This window comes from Enterobacter sp. (assembly GCF_977039595.1).
This window is the reverse complement of sequence record NZ_CDRQYH010000006.1, coordinates 61,186-83,558: the sequence shown is the minus strand read 5'-3', so window position 1 is coordinate 83,558 and position 22,373 is coordinate 61,186. Positions and strand designations below refer to the sequence as shown.

Here is a 22,373-nt window from a genome sequence, read left to right as displayed (position 1 = left end):
ATCTGCAAATCAGGCTTTTGGTTTGTAGTTGCGCAATGCGTTGCGGCCTAATACCACACCTGAACCAAGCACCCCGCCAAGCAGCACGGCAAGAATAAGCGTAATAGCTGTTTTCGGGCTGTCACGACGTACAGGGAGTTCCGGCTTCATAACATAACGGTAAACGTGGATCGTTTCCGGGTTTACGTTCAGATTCTGGATGTCCAGGAGGTTTCGCTTGGTCTGGTAATAAGCCGTTGAGAAGACCAGCGGACGAGAAGCTTCATTGTCAATCATCGACTTCAGCCCCTCGCTTCCCAGCAGGAATAACGTCTCTTGAGTTATATCCTGTGTCTGCTGGAGCTGTGGAGAGGTAATTTTCGCCGCTTCTGCGTTCTTCAACGCCTCAGCAATCTGTTTGATACGCAGATCTTTCTGCTCCTGAGCGACCTTCTCCTGGTTATGCAGAGAATCATTCAGAGTCTTGATCTGCTCTTTGATATTGTCCTTAAGGTCAAGAGCTAGCTCTTTTGCAGTCTGCTCATCGACTTGTTGGATGTACTGCGCCAGCTGCTTTTGCGCGGCTTCTGCCGATGAACTGGTATACGATACAATTAACGGGAATGGCTGGTCTTTAACCTTGGGCTCAATAGTCAGTTTTTCAGGTACAGCCTGGTTTTCAAGCGCCTGCGACAACGCCGAGAATGATGAGCTAAAACGGCCGATAGCACGCGTTTGGTTGTCATTCATTGTAGGTGCGGCGGTACCATACAGGATATTCAACGCATTAGAATAGCTGGCAATCTGAGCTGCGTCAGGTTGTGCAATAATTGCGCTAGAGGTCCACTTTTCTTTTGCAACGGATAAATATCCAATTGCCAGGGCGATACAAACAACAACAAAGGCTGCTATCACCCACTTCCCACGCCACAGCTGGAACACTAAATCAAATAAATCAATTTGCTCAGGGTCATTGCTTCTGCTGACCTGGCCATTGTTGTTTTGCGTCATACAATCCCTAACTGATAAAAAAGGGCAAACATAATTAAGTTTGTATAGTTTATCGATTACTGGCGATTTTTCTATAAGAATCCGATGAGTAATATCGGAAAGATGGGTTATGTAACTAACCCCCTTCGCGCTATCATAGACGCCATGTGATGCGTTACGGCATCTAAAGAATAGGGTTTATGAGGGAAGCTATGAAATTTTTGGTCACGGGTGCCGCAGGTTTTATCGGTGCAAATGTCAGTAAACGCCTCCTTGAGGCTGGTCATCAGGTTGTCGGTATCGATAACCTCAATGAATACTACGATGTCAACCTGAAGCTGGCACGCCTGGAACTGTTAAAATCTGAGCGTTTCACCTTTCACAAGCTGGAATTAGCCGACCGGGAAGGTATGGCCACGCTTTTCGCGGCTGAGAAGTTTGATCGTGTGATTCATCTTGCCGCGCAGGCGGGTGTGCGCTACTCCCTGGAAAACCCGCACGCGTATGCTGATGCCAACCTTATTGGGCATCTCAACGTGCTGGAAGGCTGCCGCCATAACAATGTTCAGCATCTTCTGTATGCCTCATCGAGCTCAGTATACGGTCTCAACCGCAAGATGCCTTTCTCCACTGACGACTCCGTGGATCACCCAGTCTCGCTCTATGCCGCGACTAAAAAAGCCAACGAGTTGATGTCGCACACCTATTCGCATCTTTACAACTTGCCGACCACCGGGCTGCGCTTCTTTACCGTGTATGGTCCATGGGGCCGTCCGGATATGGCGCTGTTTAAATTCACCAAAGCGATGATTGAAGGCAAAAGCATCGACGTTTACAACTACGGCAAGATGAAGCGCGACTTCACATACATCGACGACATCGCCGAAGCCATTATTCGTCTGCAGGATGTTATTCCTCAGGCTGATGCAGACTGGACCGTTGAGACCGGTTCCCCGGCGACCAGCTCCGCGCCGTATCGCGTTTACAACATTGGTAACAGCTCGCCGGTCGAACTTATGGACTACATTACCGCGTTGGAAGAAGCGCTGGGTACAAAAGCAGAGAAAAACATGCTGCCTCTCCAGCCAGGGGATGTTCTGGAGACCAGTGCCGATACACAGGCTCTTTATGAGGTGATCGGATTTAAACCGCAAACCTCGGTTAAGGATGGAGTGAAAAACTTCGTTAACTGGTACCGCGAGTTTTACAAAGTCTGAAAATAAAAACCCGGCTTATCCGCCGGGTTTTTTATGGAGCATGAGAATTAGTCGCTACCGAAGAGATCGCGGGTATAGACTTTGTCCGCTACGTCAGCCAGTTCTTCAGCCATGCGGTTTGAAATGATGACATCGGCTTCTTTCTTGAATGCATCCAGGTCGCGGATCACACGAGAATTGAAGAACTGATCGTCCGGCATGGCAGGCTCATAGATGATAACCTCAACCCCTTTGGCTTTAATGCGCTTCATGATCCCCTGAATAGAAGAAGCGCGGAAATTATCGGAACCGCTCTTCATGATCAGACGATATACGCCCACCACTTTGGGTTGACGCGCGAGGATGGAGTCGGAGATGAAATCTTTACGGGTACGGTTCGCATCAACAATCGCCGAAATGAGATTATTCGGCACCGCCTGATAGTTTGCCAGCAGTTGCTTCGTGTCTTTTGGCAGGCAATAGCCACCGTAGCCAAATGACGGGTTGTTATAGTGGTTGCCAATGCGTGGGTCGAGACATACCCCTTCAATAATCTGACGGGTATTCAGTCCGAGGCTCTCTGCGTAGCTGTCCAGTTCATTGAAATAAGCCACTCGCATTGCCAGATAGGTATTCGCGAAGAGCTTGATCGCCTCAGCTTCAGTGGAGTCGGTAAACAGCACCTGAATATCTTTCTTCAGCGCCCCTTCCTGTAGCAACGCAGCAAAACGTTCAGCGCGCTCAGAACGTTCGCCAATAACGATACGCGAAGGATGCAAGTTATCGTAAAGCGCTCTCCCCTCGCGCAGGAATTCCGGCGAGAAGAAGATATTATCAATACCGAATTTTTCTTTAATGGATTTGGTAAAACCGACAGGGATGGTCGATTTAATCACCATCACCGCATCAGGGTTGATCGCGATAACGTCTTTGATTACCGCTTCTACCGTTGAGGTGTTGAAATAGTTGGTTTTAGGATCGTAGTCAGTAGGCGTCGCAATGATGACGTAATCCGCATCGCGGTATGCATCTTCTTTATCTGTCGTGGCGCGGAAATTCAGCGATTTATTGCTGAGATAGTCCTGGATTTCTTTATCCACAATCGGCGATTTCTTCTGATTGAGCATATCCACTTTGGCCTGCACGATATCCAGCGCAACCACTTCATGATTCTGGGCAATCAGAATGCCGTTAGAAAGACCGACATACCCTGTTCCGGAGATTGTTATTTTCATTCGCTAATGACTTCTGTGAGTTAACTGTACTGATGGCCACCAGACCATCGCGATAAACATAACTGTTGGGCTTTGTACCTCCTGGCAAACTGAACTGTCAAGGCAAACCAGGAGTAATCACTATGAGCGGGGCGAGATTCAGACTACTTCGAATAACAGGCGACATTTTTTGCATAAAAAAACCCGGAGACAGGCTCCGGGTTTTGATGACAGCGAGTAAGTTAACTTATTCCATCCATTCGGTATGGAACACGCCTTCTTTATCGGTACGTTTGTAAGTATGCGCTCCGAAGTAGTCACGCTGTGCCTGAATCAGGTTAGCTGGCAGAACAGCCGCACGGTAGCTGTCGTAATAGGCTACTGCAGCAGAGAAGGTCGGAACCGGGATACCGTTCTGGACAGCGTAGGCAACCACATCACGCAGCGCCTGCTGATATTCGTCAGCAATTTTCTTGAAGTACGGTGCCAGCAGCAGGTTGGCGATACCGGCGTTTTCAGCATAGGCATCGGTGATTTTCTGCAGGAACTGCGCACGAATGATGCAGCCCGCGCGGAAGATCTTCGCGATCTCACCGTAATTCAGATCCCAGTTGTTCTCGTCTGATGCCGCACGCAGCTGAGAGAAGCCCTGCGCGTAAGAGACGATTTTACCCAGGTACAGTGCACGACGCACTTTTTCAATGAATTCGGCTTTATCACCCGCTGGTTTAGCCTGAGGGCCAGACAGCACTTTAGATGCCGCAACGCGCTGCTCTTTCAGGGAAGAGATGTAACGCGCGAAGACGGATTCGGTGATCAGTGACAGCGGTTCGCCCAGATCAAGAGAGCTCTGGCTGGTCCATTTACCGGTGCCTTTGTTCGCTGCTTCGTCCAGAATCACATCAACCAGGTATTTACCTTCTTCATCTTTTTTAGTGAAGATATCTTTGGTGATATCGATCAGGTAGCTGTTCAGTTCGCCTTTGTTCCACTCGGTAAAGGTTTCAGCCAGCTCTTCGTTAGAAAGGTTCAAACCGCCTTTCAGCAGGGAATAAGCTTCAGCAATCAGCTGCATGTCGCCGTATTCGATGCCGTTATGCACCATTTTCACATAGTGACCGGCACCGTCAGGACCGATATAAGTCACACACGGCTCGCCATCTTCTGCAACAGCAGCGATTTTAGTCAGAATAGGCGCAACCAGTTCGTATGCTTCTTTCTGGCCGCCAGGCATGATGGATGGGCCTTTCAGAGCGCCCTCTTCACCACCGGAAACACCGGTACCGATGAAGTTAAAACCTTCAGCAGAAAGTTCACGATTACGACGAATGGTGTCCTGGAAGAAGGTATTACCGCCATCAATGATGATGTCACCTTTTTCGAGGTAAGGCTTCAGGGAGTCGATAGCTGCATCGGTACCTGCGCCAGCTTTCACCATTAACAGGATACGACGAGGCGTTTCCAGAGACTCAACGAACTCTTTCACCGTATAGAAAGGAACCAGTTTCTTGCCAGGGTTCTCGGCAATGACTTCTTCGGTCTTATCACGGGAGCGGTTGAAAACGGAGACGGTATAACCACGGCTTTCGATATTGAGCGCCAGGTTGCGCCCCATCACTGCCATACCGACGACGCCGATTTGTTGCTTGGACATTACATACTCCTGTCAGGTGTGGTCACCGCGGCACACGCGGTTGTTCAATATACTTCTATATTATCCTAGCTTACTTCAACTATAAATAGATATAATTTATTTATTAAATATCTTAATTTGGCGTTAAAACTCAGAAAGAATTCTTTAATTTTATATTGTTTTTATTAACTTCGCGGGAACACCACCAATAAGAGAGTTTGGTGGAAACGACTTGGTAACGACTGAGCCTGCAGCAATAACACTTCCGCCACCAATATTTACCCCAGCAAGAACAGTGACATTGCAGCCAATCCAAACATCATTATCAATCTTGATATTAGCGCGCCTTACACCCTGTTCTTTTATTTTTCTTTTCCGATCAGAAAAATTGTGGTTCTCAGATATAATAGTGAAATGCGGCCCAATAATAACATCATCACCGATCTCAATATAACCAGAACAGCCTATATAAGAATTAATTCCAATAGCAGAGCGATCTCCTAAAACCAATCCTTCGCCTCTATCCCCACCATAATAACTGGATGGTCTAATACTTGTACCAGAACCAATAGTACAAGATCTCCCAATTTTTATCCCTTTAATTGCTTCCGTTTGGATTATGACATCAGACTCAATTTTAACATATTTACCAGTATTAATGTTTTTGTAGGGACCAACTACCTTAACATTCTTTGACACAAATACAGGAAAAGCGATCCTGTTCAAGGAAAGTATGGAAAGCCACCCACCTCTAATCGTCATAAATAAAACACGAAACAACACTCCAATATTAAATGATTCGTCATCATATGATAATGAAGAGAGTATTTTGCTAATGTTCATATTCATTCCATGCTTATATAAAAATTTAATCAATATTAAAATAGTTCATAGTATTGCTTGCGTATTTTTTCCCAAGTATATTTTTCTCTAGCAATATCAAGCATATGTTTATTATTGCCAAAACACTCTCCGGACTTTATTATTTCAGATAATGCCAGTTCATTTTCGAAATAAACCGCTCTATGTTCTGTAGTCTCTCTATTGTAACTACAATCAAAACAGATTATAGATTTACCAAAATGCATCATTTCAACCAATGAGGGATTAGTGCCACCGGCAGAATGCCCGTGTATATAACATGAACAAAATGCACGTAGCTCTGCTAATTTGGCGGTATCGTATATGGGATCTAGCATCTGTATATTACTAAAATTTTTATATTCCTCACGCAAATCCATACCATACCTGCTATTATTCCAGTTTCCAACTATTATTAATTTTTTACGAACCATACTAAAAGCTTTTAGTATCATTGCGATATTATTTTCAGGTTCAATTCTACATACTGTAAATGCATAATTCTTATCTATCGAAGCAAAGCCACTATTAACTGCATGGTCACCACCATAAGCAATAACTTTACTCTCACAACCATATTCGCTTTTGACATAATCAGCAATAGCTTTATTATCTGAAATGACGACATCAGAATATTTAACGGCTAACTCTTCTGATTTTTTTAAAAATGACTTCGCAAAGGAATTCCATTTATCCCGCCGCCACTCTAAGCCATCAATATTCGTAATAATTTTAGCATTACTCATTCTTCGGATAACAGGTAAAAAAACACATCCGGAAACACCTAAAATCAGGATCACATCAGCTTTTTTCAAAATAGCATACATCATAGAATACATATCATAGGCAACACTCTGTATACCATTTGCATTTAATGGAACATATACTAGTTTTGCTTTTTTATAATTAACAATTTTACTGTTTTTGTATGTATGCGAGCTACAATATACAGTAATATCAAAGTTAGTATCATCTAATAGATTATCAACTAAAGTTTCAAACCCGCCATAACAAGCGGGAACCCCTACGGTACCAATTATATGAATTTTTTTCATTGCAAACCCAAAATATTACAAGTATAAACCTAATGTAGTAAGAAAGCGTTTTTTGAACTGTTCAACAGTAAATTCATTAGAGTAAGTTTCTCTGGCATTCTTACCTATCAATTCTCTTTCATCAACTGACATACAAGCAACTTTACTTAACACAGAAGATAGTTGTTCTACACCATTTGGATTTATGGAAAATCCATTAACTCCACTATTAATAACTTCTTTGGCACCACCATGGTTAGTTGCAATAACTATTTTTGAAGCTCTCATTGCTTCCAAAACTGTCGTCGGGAAGGGATCCTGCATTAGTGATGGTACAAGACAACAGTCCAATTGCTGAATTTTTTCAGATGCTTCAGGATCAAACCCATATACAATAACAGTGTCACTCAAACCTGCCAGGTTTATGTCCTCAATGAATTTCGACATCAATTCCTTTCTTGTCGGCGGAGCATCGCCATACACATGAACTTTTATTTTTGCTAAATTTTCTTTAGGTGTGGCTTTCAAAGCATCTAACAAAAACCATTGCCCTTTTTCAGGCATCACTCTACCAACCATGGCAAAGTTAACAAAACCATTATTAAGAGGGGCTGTCTTTTTAAGACTAAGATCAGGTATGCCATTATGAATGACGTAGCTATTCGATTTAAAATCTGAAATGTATGAAGCAACATGGTTAGACACACTTACGATTACAGTTGCGCAGTGTTGAACTGTCTTTTTAATCAATCGACCGTAAAAACTACCATTTAAATACTCATGACAGTGAACAAGACTTTTTATATTCAATAGTTTTGCTATAACAACAATACTGAAAAGCGCCAATGTATTTATGTATATCAGATCATAATTCCCTCGCAATTTTTTCATAAGGAAATATAATTTAATGTTCATAAATACCCATTTAAAGACACCTTTGATGTTATACATACCCCGATGAATGACTGGAAGTGAAGGCAACTCATAAAAATTTATATTTTTTTGATTTGTTAGCATTCCTTCTATGACTTTATTATTTTTTGGAATGTAGACATCACAAATATATTGTTCCGATAGAAAATCTATCACATAAGCTAAAATCTTGCTGGCCCCGTAGCTGTCGTCTACAGGATGAAAAATAGCAATTCTTTTCATGTACAATATTACCCTATTCTTTGTTGTATCGTACTTCGATTATCCGCATACGCACAGTACATTAATAAATAAATGATTTGCGGGAAAATAATAGATACAAATTCATTCGTAAAGTTTTGAACTATAAGTAGATAGAATGCCGCGTAAAATGCCAATACCTTATTTCGCTTAAAAAGCGTTATGAAGATTAAGATCGAAAATGACAAATAAGTCATCAAACCAAACAAACCGAAATACTTAAAAATAAAAAGAAAACCATTTTCAACATATGAAATATCTATTAGGTACTCAGGCAAATAAAAAGTTATAGTATTAAACATTCCAAATAGTATTTGCCAAACATCATTAAAATTAATTATCGATATTACCCCTTGAATCAATGCCATACGACTTTGGATAGTTTGTAAGATAGTACTATCTAATGATAAAAATGATATTGCAATATAGAAAAGAGTTACCCCAAGCAATGCCAATAAAAATAAGATGACATTGCCGCCGAGTTTTTTATAAAGTGGTTTTATTAACTTCCACAACAAAAAAAAGACAATATTGACTCTATTTAAGCTGACCAATAAAACACTTAAGGATACATATCTGATGAAGTTATTATTTTTTTTATTTTCTGACTCCCCACATCTTATAATTGGTTTAAATATCAGAAACGCAATACATGCACTCGCAAGCAATTGAGGTGTGGCAAATATCCCTGTAAGAGCGTAGAACCCTGAGAATCCTTTAGCCGATCCCGCGTCAATTAACATTGATTTATTAATCCCCGCAAGTCCAATCAAACCTAATATAAAAGATACTACTATTTGCCATTTAATGGCCTCAAGCACCAACAAGGAATTTTCTTTCTTATAATCCAATGACAATAAAAAAATCATTTGGAGGAAAAAATTCCACACGACAGAGTCAATGGTTAAGCCTGAATATAGAGTGGATGCTGAATTTAACAGAAATATTGTTAAAAAAGCAATGATTATAAAAATTCGTCTTATTGTCAGACTATTTTTTATTACATTAATTATTATCAATATACTTAATGCTAAGTAAGCGATTATTCCTAAATAATGGGCGCTGGCTGAAATAACCATTAATAGAATTAATTTAACATTGGTCATTTTTACCTCACAAGGTAAGTCTAGATTTATTTTCACTCAGCGCACTCATAAATATAAGTTCGTTCAACATTCATTTTTTGATATAATCTTGATATACCATAAGTGGCCATCGCCAATTGTTGTAACTTAACTGAATAATCCCCTGAGCTAAAATAAGACCCGCAACCCCCATATTAAATACAACAGCAAATAGCCAACCTACAAGGGCAATCAAGATGCCTGAAGCTATAACAGGTATAACAAATGGGATTTTATTGCCGGCAGTCAAAATAGATGCGCATATGTTATGATTTAAATCTAAAAGTAAAACAACACCTAATAATAAAATATATTTTTTCTCTAAGAAACCAACTTTTGCACCTGTTATTTTTATAATTAAATCAGAGGAACAAGCAAAAGCAATGACCCCTGTTAAATAAAGAGCAATGGAAATAAATATGATCTTAACAACCATTTTATTTATTTCGAGCCTTTCATTTCTTATCACCAATTGAGATAATCTTGGTATTTTTACTGCCAAGTAGACGTTACTTACTGAAATAATCGCCAGGAATATTTGCATAGTTAATGTAAACTCACCTGCAATATTCAGACTAAATGCAACGCCCGCGATTATAATTGGAGCGCGATTAATAACCACATTTCCTGCCGTAGCTAAACCTAGTTTAATAGCACTGCCAGATATATAAGGAATTGTTGATTCCTTTGCAGGCTTTGTTTTTTTTATTTCCTTTGTATAAGAATTGCGATTATAGAAATAAAGACAGGATATTCTTGCTACAACAACAGAAAGAAGGAAAGAAAGAGACAAGTTTATTAGATTCAATCCAATTGGTATGCATAATAGACTAAATACCAACCAACTCAGTCGACCATAAATATTTGAAAGATTAGCATACTGTATCTCGCCAAACCCACTCAAAACAGGAGTGTAGTAAAGATAATATAAGCTCAGCAATAATCCCGTACTGAATATCATCCATGATATTAGAGTATCAAGCAGAATATCCTTTGGAGCAACAATGAAAAAATAACATCCACCAAAGACTGTAATCACTAATATCGCGAGAAATGTTAGCTTTTTATATATTAATTTAATATCGCTTATTAAGCGTCCCAAAAGCGAGTAGGAAACCGCATCACTAAACTCTATTTTATCTAAGTTATTTTTTGATAAATGTTGTGCTCCTGCAATAACATAACTAACGTTTCTAATTATTGTAGGCGATAAACCGAAATCAAAAAGACTTACCAGAATCACCATAGATAAAAACATTAACCATATACTACCCTCTTCTTGAGGCAGTATTTTTAAAGATGCAAAAGTTACTACAAATGGGACAATAATATTACATGATTGGTTTATTAATCCTACCATCAATTGAATGTTTTTAATAAAAACCCTGAGCATTTTTTGTATTATCACCTTTAAAAGAAGATTTTTCTTAAAAAACTCTTTTTTTAATTAAAAAACATTCGCATCAGAGAATAATGGCAAAGATTTGTCTTTGGATGAAAGATTAAAATCCGAATCATCATCACAATCCCAATTTATATTTAGCTGAGGGTCACTCCACAATATCCCGTTATCATATGCAGGCATATAGTAATTATTTGTTTTATATACAAACTCAGCAATTTCGCTTAAAACTAAAAAGCCGTGAGCAAATCCTTCAGGGATCCATAGCTGTCGCTTATTTTCTGCGGACAGCTTTACCCCAACCCACTGTGAAAATGTTGGTGAATCACGACGAATATCTACTGCAACATCATATACCTCACCAACAACACAACGAACTAACTTTGCCTGAGCAAACGGAGGCAATTGATAATGCAGTCCACGTAGCACTCCCTTACTTGATTTAGAGTGATTATCTTGAACAAACTCAACCTTACGCCCTACTGCCTTTTCAAATATCTGCTGATTAAAGCTTTCCATGAAAAATCCACGTTCATCACCGAAAACTATCGGTTCAAAAATTAATACATCTGGTATATTTGTCTTGATTACTTTCATTCTTAGTAGCCTTTAATCATTTTAATTAAATACTGTCCGTACGCATTTTTTGATAATGGGACCGCTAGCTTTTTAACTTGTTCTGCATTAATAAATTCTTTTCTAAATGCAATCTCTTCAGGACATGAAACCTTTAATCCCTGACGTTCCTCAATAGTCGCAATGAAATTACTCGCTTCGATCAAACTTTGATGTGTGCCAGTATCCAGCCACGCGTAACCACGCCCCATCATCGCTACAGACAGACGCCCCTGCTCAAGATAAATACGGTTAATATCTGTAATTTCTAACTCACCACGTGCGGATGGCTTCAAATTTTTTGCTATTTCTACCACGTCATTATCATAGAAATACAGCCCTGTGACGGCGTAATTACTCTTCGGTTCTAACGGTTTTTCTTCCAGACTGATTGCGGTGCCGTTCTTATCAAACTCCACCACACCATAGCGCTCAGGATCATTGACATGATAGGCAAAAACTGTAGCACCATCATCTTTATTTACTGCAGATTCAAGCTGCTTCGGCAGGTCATGTCCGTAGAAAATATTGTCACCCAACACCAAAGCACAGCTGTCATCGCCGATAAAATCTTCTCCGATGATAAATGCCTGTGCTAGGCCATCTGGACTTGGTTGTACTTTATATTGCAGATTCAGTCCCCACTGGCTACCGTCACCCAGTAATTGTTCAAAACGTGGTGTGTCTTGTGGAGTACTGATAATAAGAATATCTTTTATACCTGCCAGCATGAGTGTTGACAGCGGGTAGTAAATCATTGGTTTATCATAAATTGGCAATAGCTGTTTACTCACTGCCATAGTCACCGGATATAGACGAGTGCCAGATCCACCAGCAAGAATAATACCTTTACGCGTAGCCATCATTTTTTCTCTATAAATACCAAATGCCCATATTAGGGCATTTATCTCATTAAATTGATTCGGTCGTAAAAAGCTCAGCGAGCATTCGTTTTACGCCAATATCCCAGGAAGGCAGTACAAGGCCAAAATTCGCCTGAAACTTCTCTGTGTTCAAGCGCGAATTATGCGGTCGACTAGCAGGAGTTGGGTAAGCTGATGTTGGCACAGCATTTAGTTTTTCAATAGCCAACTCGACCCCAGCTTTTCTTGCCTCATCAAACACAAGGGCCGCATAGTCATACCAGGTTGTCGTATTCGACGCGACCAGATGGTAGAGACCAGCGACTTCAGGCTTTATCATTGCGACACGAATAGCATGCGCTGTGCAGTCTGCTAACAACTCAGCGCCTGTAGGGGCACCAACTTGATCGTTGATAACGGAGAGCTCCTTACGCTCTTTTGCCAGTCGCAACATAGTCTTAGCAAAATTGTTGCCCTTCCCGGCATATACCCAACTGGTACGGAAAATAAGATGCTTAGGACAATGCGCCTGCAATGCCTTTTCACCTTCAAGCTTTGTCTCACCGTATACATTCAACGGTGCAGTCGAATCCGTTTCACGCCATGCCGTTTCGCCATCACCAGGAAAAACGTAGTCGGTAGAATAGTGAACAACCCATGCATCTATTTTTGCGGCTTCTTTGGCTATCGCTTCAACACTTGTTGCATTGAGGAGTCTGGCAAAATCCGGCTCAGATTCAGCCTTATCGACTGCTGTATGTGCCGCCGCATTAACAATGACATCGGGTTTAATGGCACGAACGGTTTCAGCGATCCCTTCCGGATTGCTAAAGTCCCCGCAATACTCCTTAGAATGCACATCGACCGCTATCAAATTACCTAATGGAGCAAGCGCACGCTGGAGTTCCCACCCCACCTGCCCTGTTTTACCGAACAGAAGAATATTCATTATTAACGTTCCCCGTAGTTCTGCTCGATCCAACTTTTATAAGCACCACTTTTAACGTTGCTAACCCAATTCTGATTGCTCAAATACCATTCCACCGTCTTACGAATTCCGCTTTCGAACGTCTCCTCAGGCTTCCAGCCCAGTTCAAAGCCAATTTTATGCGCATCAATCGCATAGCGACGGTCATGACCTGGTCGGTCAGCCACATACGTAATCTGATCGCGATATGACCCCTCTTTCGGCACAATCTCATCCAACAGATCGCAAATCGTATGTACTACGTCCAGGTTCTGCTTCTCGTTATGACCGCCAATGTTGTACGTTTCACCCGGTTTCCCCTGAGTGACAACGGTATAGAGTGCACGCGCATGATCTTCTACATACAGCCAGTCACGGATTTGGTCGCCTTTGCCGTAAATCGGCAGCGCTTTACCGTCCAGCGCATTCAGAATTACCAGCGGGATCAACTTTTCCGGGAAGTGGTACGGACCGTAGTTATTCGAACAGTTGGTGACAATAGTTGGGAAACCATAGGTACGCAGCCAGGCACGAACAAGATGGTCGCTTGAGGCTTTTGATGCTGAATACGGGCTGCTGGGCGCATAAGCCGTGGTTTCGGTGAAGAGCGGCAGATCCGCTGATGCTGGATGCTCATCAGGATGTGGCAAATCACCATACACTTCGTCGGTAGAGATATGATGGAAACGAAACGCTTTCTTCGCCTGTTCCTCCAGCGTTGACCAATACGCACGAGCGGCTTCCAGCAGCACATACGTGCCGACGATATTGGTTTCGATAAACGCAGCCGGGCCGGTAATAGAACGATCGACGTGACTTTCAGCGGCCAGATGCATCACCGCATCAGGCTTATGCTTTGCGAAGATGCGATCTATAGCGTCTTTATCACAAATATCCGCATGTTCAAAGGCATAGCGGTCGCTTTCGCTGACTTCACTAAGCGACTCAAGATTACCGGCATAGGTCAGCTTATCCACATTGACGACATAGTCCTGGGTATTTTTAATAATATGTCGTACAACCGCTGAGCCGATAAAGCCGGCCCCCCCCGTCACAAGAATTTTCACGTTATCTGTTCCGTCTAGTGTATATGTCTGGATACTGGCGTTCTGGAACCTGAGCTTTTATAAGCGGTTTCAGAAATTGAGCACGCTACCGCCCCTGGCTTAACAGCTACCAGTGCACTGAGCGATGTTTGATTAAATGATTTTTCTTGTCTGTTTACAGACAAAAAACTGCCGTTAATTGTCGTCCTAAACGACCTCAGAAACAAGCACAAATCGCTACAAAGCGGTCCAGGAGCAGTCTGGATAACTCTATGTAAATATTGAATTTATAACAAAAAACGGCAGTCATCATTTTGGTTGGATATTAACACACCAAAATAATGACTGCCGCTTGCTCAGGTCGGAGACAGAAATATCAGTCGTTAGCCAGCAGCTTCTCAATGCGGCTTCTGAACTTCGCCCCTTCCTTCAGGTTACGCAGCCCATAGTTTACGAACGCCTGCATATACCCCATTTTCTTACCGCAGTCGTAGCTGTCGCCGGTCATCAACATGGCGTCAACGGACTGTTTTTTCGCCAGTTCGGCAATCGCGTCGGTCAGCTGAATACGATCCCAGGCACCTGGCTCAGTTTTTTCCAGCTCTGCCCAGATATCAGCGTTCAGAACGTAACGGCCAACCGCCATCAGGTCTGAGTCCAGCGTCTGCGGCTGATCCGGCTTCTCGATAAACTCAACGATGCGGCTCACCTGCCCTTCCGTTTCCAGCGGTTCTTTGGTCTGGATGACGGAGTACTCGGAGAGATCGCCCTTCATGCGTTTCGCCAGCACCTGGCTGCGGCCGGTTTCATTGAAACGTGCCACCATTGCCGCCAGGTTGTAACGCAGCGGATCGGCAGATGCGGTATCGATGATGATATCCGGCAGCACGACAATGAATGGGTTATCACCCACAACCGGACGGGCACACAGAATTGAGTGGCCCAGACCCAGCGGCTGCGCCTGACGCACGTTCATGATGGTCACGCCCGGCGGGCAAATAGACTGCACTTCCGCCAGTAGCTGGCGCTTAACGCGCTGCTCAAGCAACGCTTCGAGTTCGTAAGAGGTGTCGAAGTGGTTTTCTACCGCATTCTTGGACGAGTGCGTAACCAGGACGATTTCTTTGATCCCTGCAGCAACAATCTCGTCGACAATGTACTGAATCATTGGCTTGTCGACGATCGGCAGCATCTCTTTTGGAATGGCTTTTGTGGCTGGCAGCATATGCATGCCCAGGCCTGCTACCGGAATGACTGCTTTCAAATTAATCATTATTTCTTCCACCTTAAAATGGTTGACGAATTATAGCTCTTAAACCTGTTTTCGCCAGCATGATTTGCCGTAATCCTTAGGCAATCTTACGCCTCAGCATCACAAATTTCTGTAGTTGTAATCTGATTAGATCGCGCTTTTATGCCAGGAATAGTCTCAAAACTGATGTTTGTCGATTATCTGTGCGGAAGCGCAAAGTTCAGCCTTTCCACATTCACTACCTGCTGGTCGACCCGGTCAATATCCACCGAACTCTGCCCCTTCTCATTCACAGCTTTTATGTTCGCCAGTGACAGCAACGTCTCGTCTTTCGCCATAAACTTGCCCCGCACATCCTTGCGCAGGTCGAAGTTAATCTTCAGGGCGGGCCCCACAGCGGCTTCCTGCATCACATTGATATTGCGTAAGAAAAGATGCTGTGGCTTGTTGTGCAGTTCCAGCGTTGCACGCTGCATTTCCACATTGGTTATCGCCACAAACGACGTGGCGTTGCCGGATGAAATCTGTATCCCGCGCAATTTATATGCAAGCTGGCGGTTATCGAGGTGAATATTGTTGAGCTTGAAGTTCTGCGGGATGGACAAATAATCGCCTTTTATTACCCCATAGCCGATTAACATTCCTGCACTGTTAACCATGTCGACATTATCAATAATGAAATTATCACAGCCATAAATGGCCACAGTGGCATTGTCTATCCCCGCTTTTTTACTGAAGTCGGGAGTAATATTTTTGGCTTTGATATTACGAATAACAAAATGCTTACCGTTTTCAACGTGCACCAGCTGGCGACAGTTGCTGCCGGTGATGTTGGCTACCACGAAGTTCTTAACGGTTTGCTTTTCCGGGTAGTCGTTGTCGTAGGTGCTGCCGGCGAGGCCAATGCCGATGCCCCAGTTGATCTTGCCGTTGGTGCAGTTGATGTTGTCGATAACATGGTCGGAGATCAGAATATTGCGATCGTTGATGGCGACGTTCCACTCGATTGCATCGCCCTGCAGATGGCTAAATTTGCTGTTGGTGATGCGGGCGCCATCCACCTGGTTATGGAAACCCTGGCGCAGAATGGCGTAGTTGGCCTGGCTCACGCTGATGTTATCAATCAGCAGATTGCGCATCACGCTGGGTTTCTTGCCGCCGATGTAGATCTGCGTCACCGGGCCAAAACCGCTCATGGCCAGCCCTTTGATAACGCAGTCAGAGCCGCGAACGTCGAGCGTAATGTTCTCCGTGCGACCAGCACCTTCGCCTATCACTTTGCTGCCTTCCTGCAGAACAAAGCGGCCGCGCCCGTTGCCGGTTAACGCCCCGCGGATCAGCAAGGTTTTACCGTCGGGAATGAAAATACCCGCATTGATGTTTTCGCAGGTGAGTCCGGCCGGGACCACGACGGTGTCACCGTCATTAAACGCCTGCTTAAAAGCGGCGATCCAGTCGTTGTTATTGTACTGATTGACAGAGACCGTTCTGCCGCTTGCCGCCCGCGCAATGCGGGACGACAGCAGGGGCGTGGCCGCCAGAACGGACAGAGAAGAGACAAAGGTGCGTCGGGTAATCTTTTTCAGCATACATCCTCGGCGTTACAGCGTTTGCAGCAGGCTCGCTAGCTGGCGGTTAATCACCTGCTGGTTAAAATCGGTTTCAACTTTTTGTCGGGCGTTGTGGAGCACGGGCTCCAGCGACTGCTGGTCGATGTCGCTGAAGGCGGCTAAACGGTCCGCAAGGGCCATCGCGTTATTCTCCGGCACCAGCCAGCCGGAATGGTCAGACTTAATCAGCTCCGGGATCCCGCTGTGCAGAGTCGATACAACCGGAATACCTACGGCCATCGCCTCCATCAGCGCCACCGGAATGCCTTCCATGTCGCCATCGGCACCCGTTACGGAAGGCAGCAGAAATACATCTGCCTCATCGAGCATGGCCTTGACCTCGTGGCTCGGCTTGAAGCCGGGCATCTCTACGACATCTTCCAGCTGATACTGTTCGATAAGAGTCCGCAGCCGACGCTCCCACGGCCCAATGCCGAGAATGCGGTAGTGGAAATCCACCCCGCGCGCTTTCAGCTGGCGGCAGGCTTCAATCGCCACATGCAGCCCTTTCTTCTCGGTCAGACGGGCAACGGAGATGATCTGCAGCGGTTTGCCAGGCACCTTCACGGGACGGCGGGTAAAGCGCGTTAAATCTACGCCCATGCGCGAAACGGCAATTTTCTCTCCCGGGCAGCCCATGTTTTTCAGGCGTCCGGCCCACAGGTCGCTGATGGGCAGCATCATGTCGCCACGCCGGAAAAGCTGCTGGTATTCCGGCGTGTAGTGGTTCAGCACTTCGCGGCTGGAGATGTCGATGCCGTGGAAGATGGTCGCAATTTTACCGTCAATCACGCCCAGTTCGCGCAGCTTCGCGGCGGTGACGCCAGCCGGGCCAAAGTGGGCGATAAACACGTCGGCACGATACGGCTGCGCCGTTTGCCCGCAGATGGCCGAGAGAATTAAATTGCGTGATTCGGACCCATAGCGGGAAATATTCAGCGCCCGCCACGTCGACGCGCGGTGGATCCCGCGCAACGTCTGGCTGGCACGGTGGCGTAGCTTGCTAAGCTTCCCGGACGGCTCATCCTGCAGCCAGCGGGTTTTCGCCTCCAGCCCATACTGGGTATACGCCGCATGGGTATTTTTGGTATCGCCCTTTTGCAGGGCGATAATCTCCACGTCATATCCCATATCGATAAACGCGGTAATTTGGTTCAGGACAAACGTTTCAGACGACAGCGGAAATTTAAGTAAGAAGAAACCAACCTTCATTCCCCCTCCCGCACGCGGTCAAGTACCGATTTCACCATCCCAATGCCCTTCTCGCGCTCGGCTTTCACCGCAACGGCCAGACGCTCGTTGATCGCAGGCAGCTGGCCGAGCGTATCCCCCACCATCGCGCCAAGAGAACCATCCAGGAGATGACGAATATCCACGGCCATTTCCGGCATACCGAGCTGCTGCATGATGCCGGCAGACTTGTGCTCGTAGTTGATGGCTATGGCCGGCGTTCCAAAGTTCATGGAGATAATCGCCGAGTGCAGGCGCGTGCCCACGGTCAGGTCGCAGGCGGAGAGCAGCTTGCCCATCTCCAGGTCGTTCAGCTCGTCCATCACCACGTGATAGCGGGACGGATCGTTCACCAGGTTGCGCAGGTTCAGCGCCACCATACGATCGTCTTTGTTGTAGCTGTCGATACCGGTGCAGGTAGAAAGCGCCAGCACCTGATAACCGCTGTCCAGCACGCGGTTCACCACGTCGGCGAAGGCTTTCTCATACGCCGCCTGCGTCGTGCCTAAACGCTTATCGAAGGGTGCCAGCTCGCGCAGGGTAATCGCGACGGTTTTCTGTTTCGCCGCTACGTCGAGCCAGTGCTGCACCGCGTAGCTCGGCTGGAAGCTGTCGTCCTGGTGATCCACCAGCCAGGCGGTGTCCACGCCGTGCTCAACTTTTGAGATGTCTATTTCGCTGCGCTTCATCATGTCGAGGCTGACCGACTCGCGCAGGATCAGCGCGTCGCAGTGGCCGAAGACATAGTTTGCCAGCTGGTTAAACTGCGGATCCTGGAATGGCCCCACGCTGTGACCAATCATAAACAGCGGCTTTTTCGCCATAAAGGTGCAAAGCGCATGCTCAAACTGCGGCACGCCGTAGAGATCGACGAAGAACGAACCGCCAACCTGGATAATAGCGTCATAGCCGGACAGCAGACGAACAAAGTCGGTGAAGCCCTGGGCGATCGCGATGTTGCGCAGCTTGCCGGTATCGGTCACGCGGGAAAGCAGCACTTGGTGCTGGTAGCGACGACGCAGCACTTTCTTCACGCGGCCCATCACGCCCGCGGCGTTATTGTGCTGTTTCATCTGGCTGTAGAGCGGGTCGCCCATCACGGGGCGGTTCAGTAACCAGGATGAGCTAACCGGATAACGGCTCATCACGTCCACTTCGGTCTCAGGCTTAAGGGTGTTAATTGCATCCAGTAAACCGCGCAGAATGGCGCTGTCGCCACGGTTGCCGCAGGTATGGTTGCCAAGAATTAATAATTTCATAATGGCCTCTTAAATAACTAGCCTGCGCGAAGCAGCGTTTTCATTTTTTCGTTACGGCAAAACTGGCGCTTCATCTCCACCACCAGCGCATTGCGTGACAGCACAATCATCACGCCAAATGCCAGCGCGCCCGCAGCAACCTGCACCGCCAGCAGCGCGGCCAGCGGCAGGTGACCGCTGAGGATGATGCCCAGGCCGTAGCTCACCGCCAGGGTCGGCAACGAGAGATAGAACGGCAGCCACAGGCTCAGGATGTACTGACGGTAGCTGGAGCCCAGCACCGGCTTGATCATGATGAAGTAGCTCAGAACGGTATTGATTATCTGCACCAGCAGGAAGCCCAGCGTGACGCCGATGGCGCCTGCCATATGCCCGCCGACGATAATTGCCGGAATAAACAGGAAGGTTTTGAACACGTTGAACTTAAAGCTGATATCCACGCGCGCTTTTGCCATCAGCAGGGAACCAATCGGATTCCCCACGGAGCGCAGCAGCCCCACCACGCACAGCAGCTGCAGGATCGGGATGATGCCGTTCCACTTCTCGCCAAACACCAGCGGCACGAAGTTGCTGGAGACCACCATCAGCCCCAGCAGCACTGGGAAGTTGATAATTCCCACCACGGAAAGCAGCTTGTAGAAGTTGACGCGCAGCTTCTCGGTGTCGTCCTGAATCTTGGCAAACGCCGGGAAAAGGACGCGGGTGATTATCGGGTTCAGCTTCATCGGCGGCACCACCGCGACGTTGTAGGCCAGGTTGTAGCCCCCCGCCACGCTCGCACCAAGAATACGCGCCAGCACCAGCGTCGACAGGTTGGTATTCACATAGTTGATGATACTGTCCGCCGTCAGCCACGCGCCAAAGCGCAGGTTGGACGAGACGGACGCAAGAGAAAAATGAAGCCCGGGACGGTAAATTTTGCGGCCAAAGTAGCCGAACAGCAGCGTACGCACGGCAGAGTTAACCAGGTATCCCAGAATTGCGGTCATCGCCAGCGGCCAGAAATGGGCGCTCGCCACGGTAAAGGTAAAGCCCGCCAGCACCGCGCTGGTTTCGATCATGCCGATTTTGTTGAACTCCAGCTCTTTCTGCATCAGCGCGCGGAACTGCTGCCCGTGGGGGATCACCACGAACGCAAACGACAGCGTGCGCATCAGCGGGGCGAGATCCGGGTTGTGCAGCACGCTGGCGATGGTGTCGCTCAGCAGGAACACCAGCACAAACACGAAAATCCCCAGCCCCACGTTCAGCCAGTAGAGCGTGGTCAGCTCAAGATGGCTGATCTCTTTGCGCTGGATAATCGAGTTGGCGATACCAAAATCAGACAGCGTATCGGCCAGCGCGATAATCACCAGCGAGACGGTCAGCAGGCCGAACTGGTGGTTATCAATAATGCGCGCCAGCACGGTCATCTGCACCAGGCCGAGGCCAATGATGACGATGGTCGCCATCGCTGACCACTTCGCCCCGCTGATGGTTTTTTCACGTAAGCTCATCTTAGTACGCCGCTTTGTTCACGAAACCTTTGAAGATGGTCAGAAAAACAATCTTGATATCGAACCAGATACTCCATTCACGGATGTACTCCAGATCGAATTCGATGCGTTTTTCCATTTTTTCCAGCGTGTCGGTTTCGCCGCGCCAGCCGTTGATCTGCGCCCAACCGGTAATGCCAGGCTTCACCTTATGGCGCAGCATGTAGCCTTCAATCAGCGAGCGGTACTGCTCGTTATGCGCCACCGCGTGCGGACGCGGGCCAACAATCGACATGCCGCCGGTAAAGACGTTGATAAACTGCGGCAGTTCATCCAGTGAGGTACGGCGCAAGAAGTTCCCCACGCGGGTGACGCGCGGATCGTTCTGCGTCGCCTGGGTCACCACCTTGTCATTTTCCATCACCTTCATGGAGCGGAATTTCCACACCATAATCGGCTTACCGTCCATACCGTAGCGGGTCTGGCGGAAAATAACCGGGCCGGGAGAGCTCAGCTTCACCGCCAGGGCAATGCAGCACAGCACCGGGGAGATGAGCAGTAAAATCAGCGACGAGAGCACGATATCTTCAACGCGCTTGAGCACGCGGTTAATGCCCGACAGCGGGGTGTCGTACAGCGGTACCACCGGCACGCCGTTCACCTCTTCAATGCGTGAATGAAGGATGTTGAAGGTAAAGACGTCCGGGATGAGGATCACCGAACAGGTAGTGTCCGCCAGCTCGCGCATCAGCTGCTTAATGCGGGATTCGTCTCTCATCTGCATGGCGATGTAGACGTTGTGAATTTTACCGGCTTTCGCGTCTTCAATAAGCTGTTCGTAATTGCCCGCCCAGTCCGACGGCACGCCGCCCGGCTTCGCATCGTGGTAAATCCCGACCACTTCAAACCCTAACCACGGCTCTTTGCGGAAGCTGTCGAGCAGAACCTTACCAACCGGCAGATCGCCTGCTACGGCAACGAAGCGACGGTTATAGCCGCGGTTACGCAGCCAGCCCGCACCGAAGCGGATCAGAGAACGGCACACCACCATGCCGACGCTGGATATTAAATACCAGCAGAGATAGGTGACGAAGCGATTATCAAAATCATGGCTGAACGCCACCAGTCCTGCGCTGAAGATCAGGCTGAGGGTCCAGTTCTGCAGCAGCAGCATCAGTTCGGTGGTCATTTTCACGCCGCGCCACGAGCGGTAGAAATCGGTCATTCCGCCGATCATCTGAAACACGACCAGCGCAATCAGGGCCATCAGCAGATGCATGTATAAGAACGGCAGCCCGCCGATCCGACACACCGCCCACAATCCACCGACCATGATGGTGATATCAGAAAAACGCTGCACCATAGAGATTAACGATGCATTCGTTCTCGCTCGTTCGCGTTTTTTTAGATTCGTCATCGTTGTTCCTGTATTCGGTTCCCCCTCCCACCG

19 protein-coding genes are annotated in these 22,373 nt (G+C 46.6%); 1 reads left to right on the top strand and 18 read right to left on the bottom strand.

Translation table 11 applies throughout. From position 1 onward, the window contains the following. Nucleotides 1-9 precede the first annotated feature (9 nt). Nucleotides 10-990 (bottom strand): LPS O-antigen chain length determinant protein WzzB, encoded by a 981-nt coding sequence (wzzB, locus tag ACWYRJ_RS03670; protein WP_455507438.1) that lies wholly within the window; start codon nt 988-990, stop codon nt 10-12. A gap of 191 nt (nt 991-1,181) precedes the next feature. Here wzzB and ACWYRJ_RS03665 point away from each other — a divergent pair, with 191 nt between their 5' ends. Further along, on the top strand, nt 1,182-2,186 hold the full coding sequence (locus ACWYRJ_RS03665; protein WP_087822844.1) for an NAD-dependent epimerase: 1,005 nt from the start codon (nt 1,182-1,184) through the stop codon (nt 2,184-2,186). Nucleotides 2,187-2,233: 47 nt separating this feature from the next. Here ACWYRJ_RS03665 and ugd read toward each other — a convergent pair whose 3' ends face one another. The 17 genes from ugd to wcaJ form a co-directional block, all read right to left on the bottom strand. After that, entirely contained in the window at nt 2,234-3,400 is a 1,167-nt protein-coding gene (gene ugd / locus ACWYRJ_RS03660; RefSeq protein ID WP_133294762.1) for a UDP-glucose 6-dehydrogenase, read from the bottom strand. 226 nt (nt 3,401-3,626) lie between these two features. After that, the gene (gene gndA / locus ACWYRJ_RS03655; RefSeq protein ID WP_025913289.1) at nt 3,627-5,033 is read right to left on the bottom strand and encodes an NADP-dependent phosphogluconate dehydrogenase; all 1,407 of its coding nucleotides are present in this window, start codon (nt 5,031-5,033) and stop codon (nt 3,627-3,629) included. A 150-nt stretch (nt 5,034-5,183) separates the two neighbouring features. Next, nucleotides 5,184-5,855 (bottom strand): acyltransferase, encoded by a 672-nt coding sequence (locus tag ACWYRJ_RS03650; RefSeq protein WP_455507437.1) that lies wholly within the window; start codon nt 5,853-5,855, stop codon nt 5,184-5,186. Between the two features lie 35 nt (nt 5,856-5,890). After that, a complete protein-coding gene (locus ACWYRJ_RS03645) occupies nt 5,891-6,928 on the bottom strand; it encodes a DUF1972 domain-containing protein (protein WP_455507436.1) in 1,038 nt (345 codons plus the stop codon). A gap of 15 nt (nt 6,929-6,943) precedes the next feature. After that, complete coding sequence (locus ACWYRJ_RS03640; protein WP_455507435.1) at nt 6,944-8,062, bottom strand: glycosyltransferase family 4 protein; 1,119 nt, start codon at nt 8,060-8,062, stop codon at nt 6,944-6,946. Nucleotides 8,063-8,070: 8 nt separating this feature from the next. Continuing rightward, nucleotides 8,071-9,186, bottom strand: a complete 1,116-nt coding sequence (locus ACWYRJ_RS03635) for a hypothetical protein (protein WP_455507434.1) — start codon at nt 9,184-9,186, stop codon at nt 8,071-8,073. A gap of 70 nt (nt 9,187-9,256) precedes the next feature. Further along, entirely contained in the window at nt 9,257-10,597 is a 1,341-nt protein-coding gene (gene wzx / locus ACWYRJ_RS03630; protein WP_455507433.1) for an O-unit flippase-like protein, read from the bottom strand. Between the two features lie 54 nt (nt 10,598-10,651). Next, nucleotides 10,652-11,203 carry a dTDP-4-dehydrorhamnose 3,5-epimerase gene (gene rfbC / locus ACWYRJ_RS03625; RefSeq protein ID WP_455507432.1) on the bottom strand — a complete coding sequence of 184 codons (552 nt, stop codon included), beginning with the start codon at nt 11,201-11,203 and terminating at the stop codon, nt 10,652-10,654. Nucleotides 11,204-11,205: 2 nt separating this feature from the next. Then, complete coding sequence (gene rfbA / locus ACWYRJ_RS03620) at nt 11,206-12,084, bottom strand: glucose-1-phosphate thymidylyltransferase RfbA (RefSeq protein WP_455507447.1); 879 nt, start codon at nt 12,082-12,084, stop codon at nt 11,206-11,208. A 49-nt stretch (nt 12,085-12,133) separates the two neighbouring features. Then, complete coding sequence (gene rfbD, locus ACWYRJ_RS03615) at nt 12,134-13,033, bottom strand: dTDP-4-dehydrorhamnose reductase (RefSeq protein ID WP_249576356.1); 900 nt, start codon at nt 13,031-13,033, stop codon at nt 12,134-12,136. Between the two features lie 2 nt (nt 13,034-13,035). Continuing rightward, nucleotides 13,036-14,118 carry a dTDP-glucose 4,6-dehydratase gene (rfbB, locus tag ACWYRJ_RS03610; protein WP_455507431.1) on the bottom strand — a complete coding sequence of 361 codons (1,083 nt, stop codon included), beginning with the start codon at nt 14,116-14,118 and terminating at the stop codon, nt 13,036-13,038. Nucleotides 14,119-14,473: 355 nt separating this feature from the next. Continuing rightward, nucleotides 14,474-15,370 (bottom strand): GalU regulator GalF, encoded by an 897-nt coding sequence (galF, locus tag ACWYRJ_RS03605; RefSeq protein ID WP_017383282.1) that lies wholly within the window; start codon nt 15,368-15,370, stop codon nt 14,474-14,476. A 176-nt stretch (nt 15,371-15,546) separates the two neighbouring features. Next, entirely contained in the window at nt 15,547-16,938 is a 1,392-nt protein-coding gene (gene wcaM / locus ACWYRJ_RS03600) for a colanic acid biosynthesis protein WcaM (RefSeq protein ID WP_223579638.1), read from the bottom strand. 12 nt (nt 16,939-16,950) lie between these two features. Then, a complete protein-coding gene (gene wcaL / locus ACWYRJ_RS03595; RefSeq protein WP_325813658.1) occupies nt 16,951-18,171 on the bottom strand; it encodes a colanic acid biosynthesis glycosyltransferase WcaL in 1,221 nt (406 codons plus the stop codon). Then, nucleotides 18,168-19,448 carry a colanic acid biosynthesis pyruvyl transferase WcaK gene (gene wcaK / locus ACWYRJ_RS03590; protein ID WP_455507430.1) on the bottom strand — a complete coding sequence of 427 codons (1,281 nt, stop codon included), beginning with the start codon at nt 19,446-19,448 and terminating at the stop codon, nt 18,168-18,170. The genes wcaL and wcaK overlap by 4 nt, the downstream gene beginning before the upstream one ends. Nucleotides 19,449-19,465: 17 nt before the next feature. Then, nucleotides 19,466-20,944, bottom strand: a complete 1,479-nt coding sequence (gene wzxC / locus ACWYRJ_RS03585) for a colanic acid undecaprenyl disphosphate flippase WzxC (protein WP_455507429.1) — start codon at nt 20,942-20,944, stop codon at nt 19,466-19,468. Nucleotide 20,945: 1 nt separating this feature from the next. Then, on the bottom strand, nt 20,946-22,340 hold the full coding sequence (gene wcaJ, locus ACWYRJ_RS03580) for an undecaprenyl-phosphate glucose phosphotransferase (RefSeq protein WP_455507428.1): 1,395 nt from the start codon (nt 22,338-22,340) through the stop codon (nt 20,946-20,948). Nucleotides 22,341-22,373 lie beyond the last annotated feature (33 nt).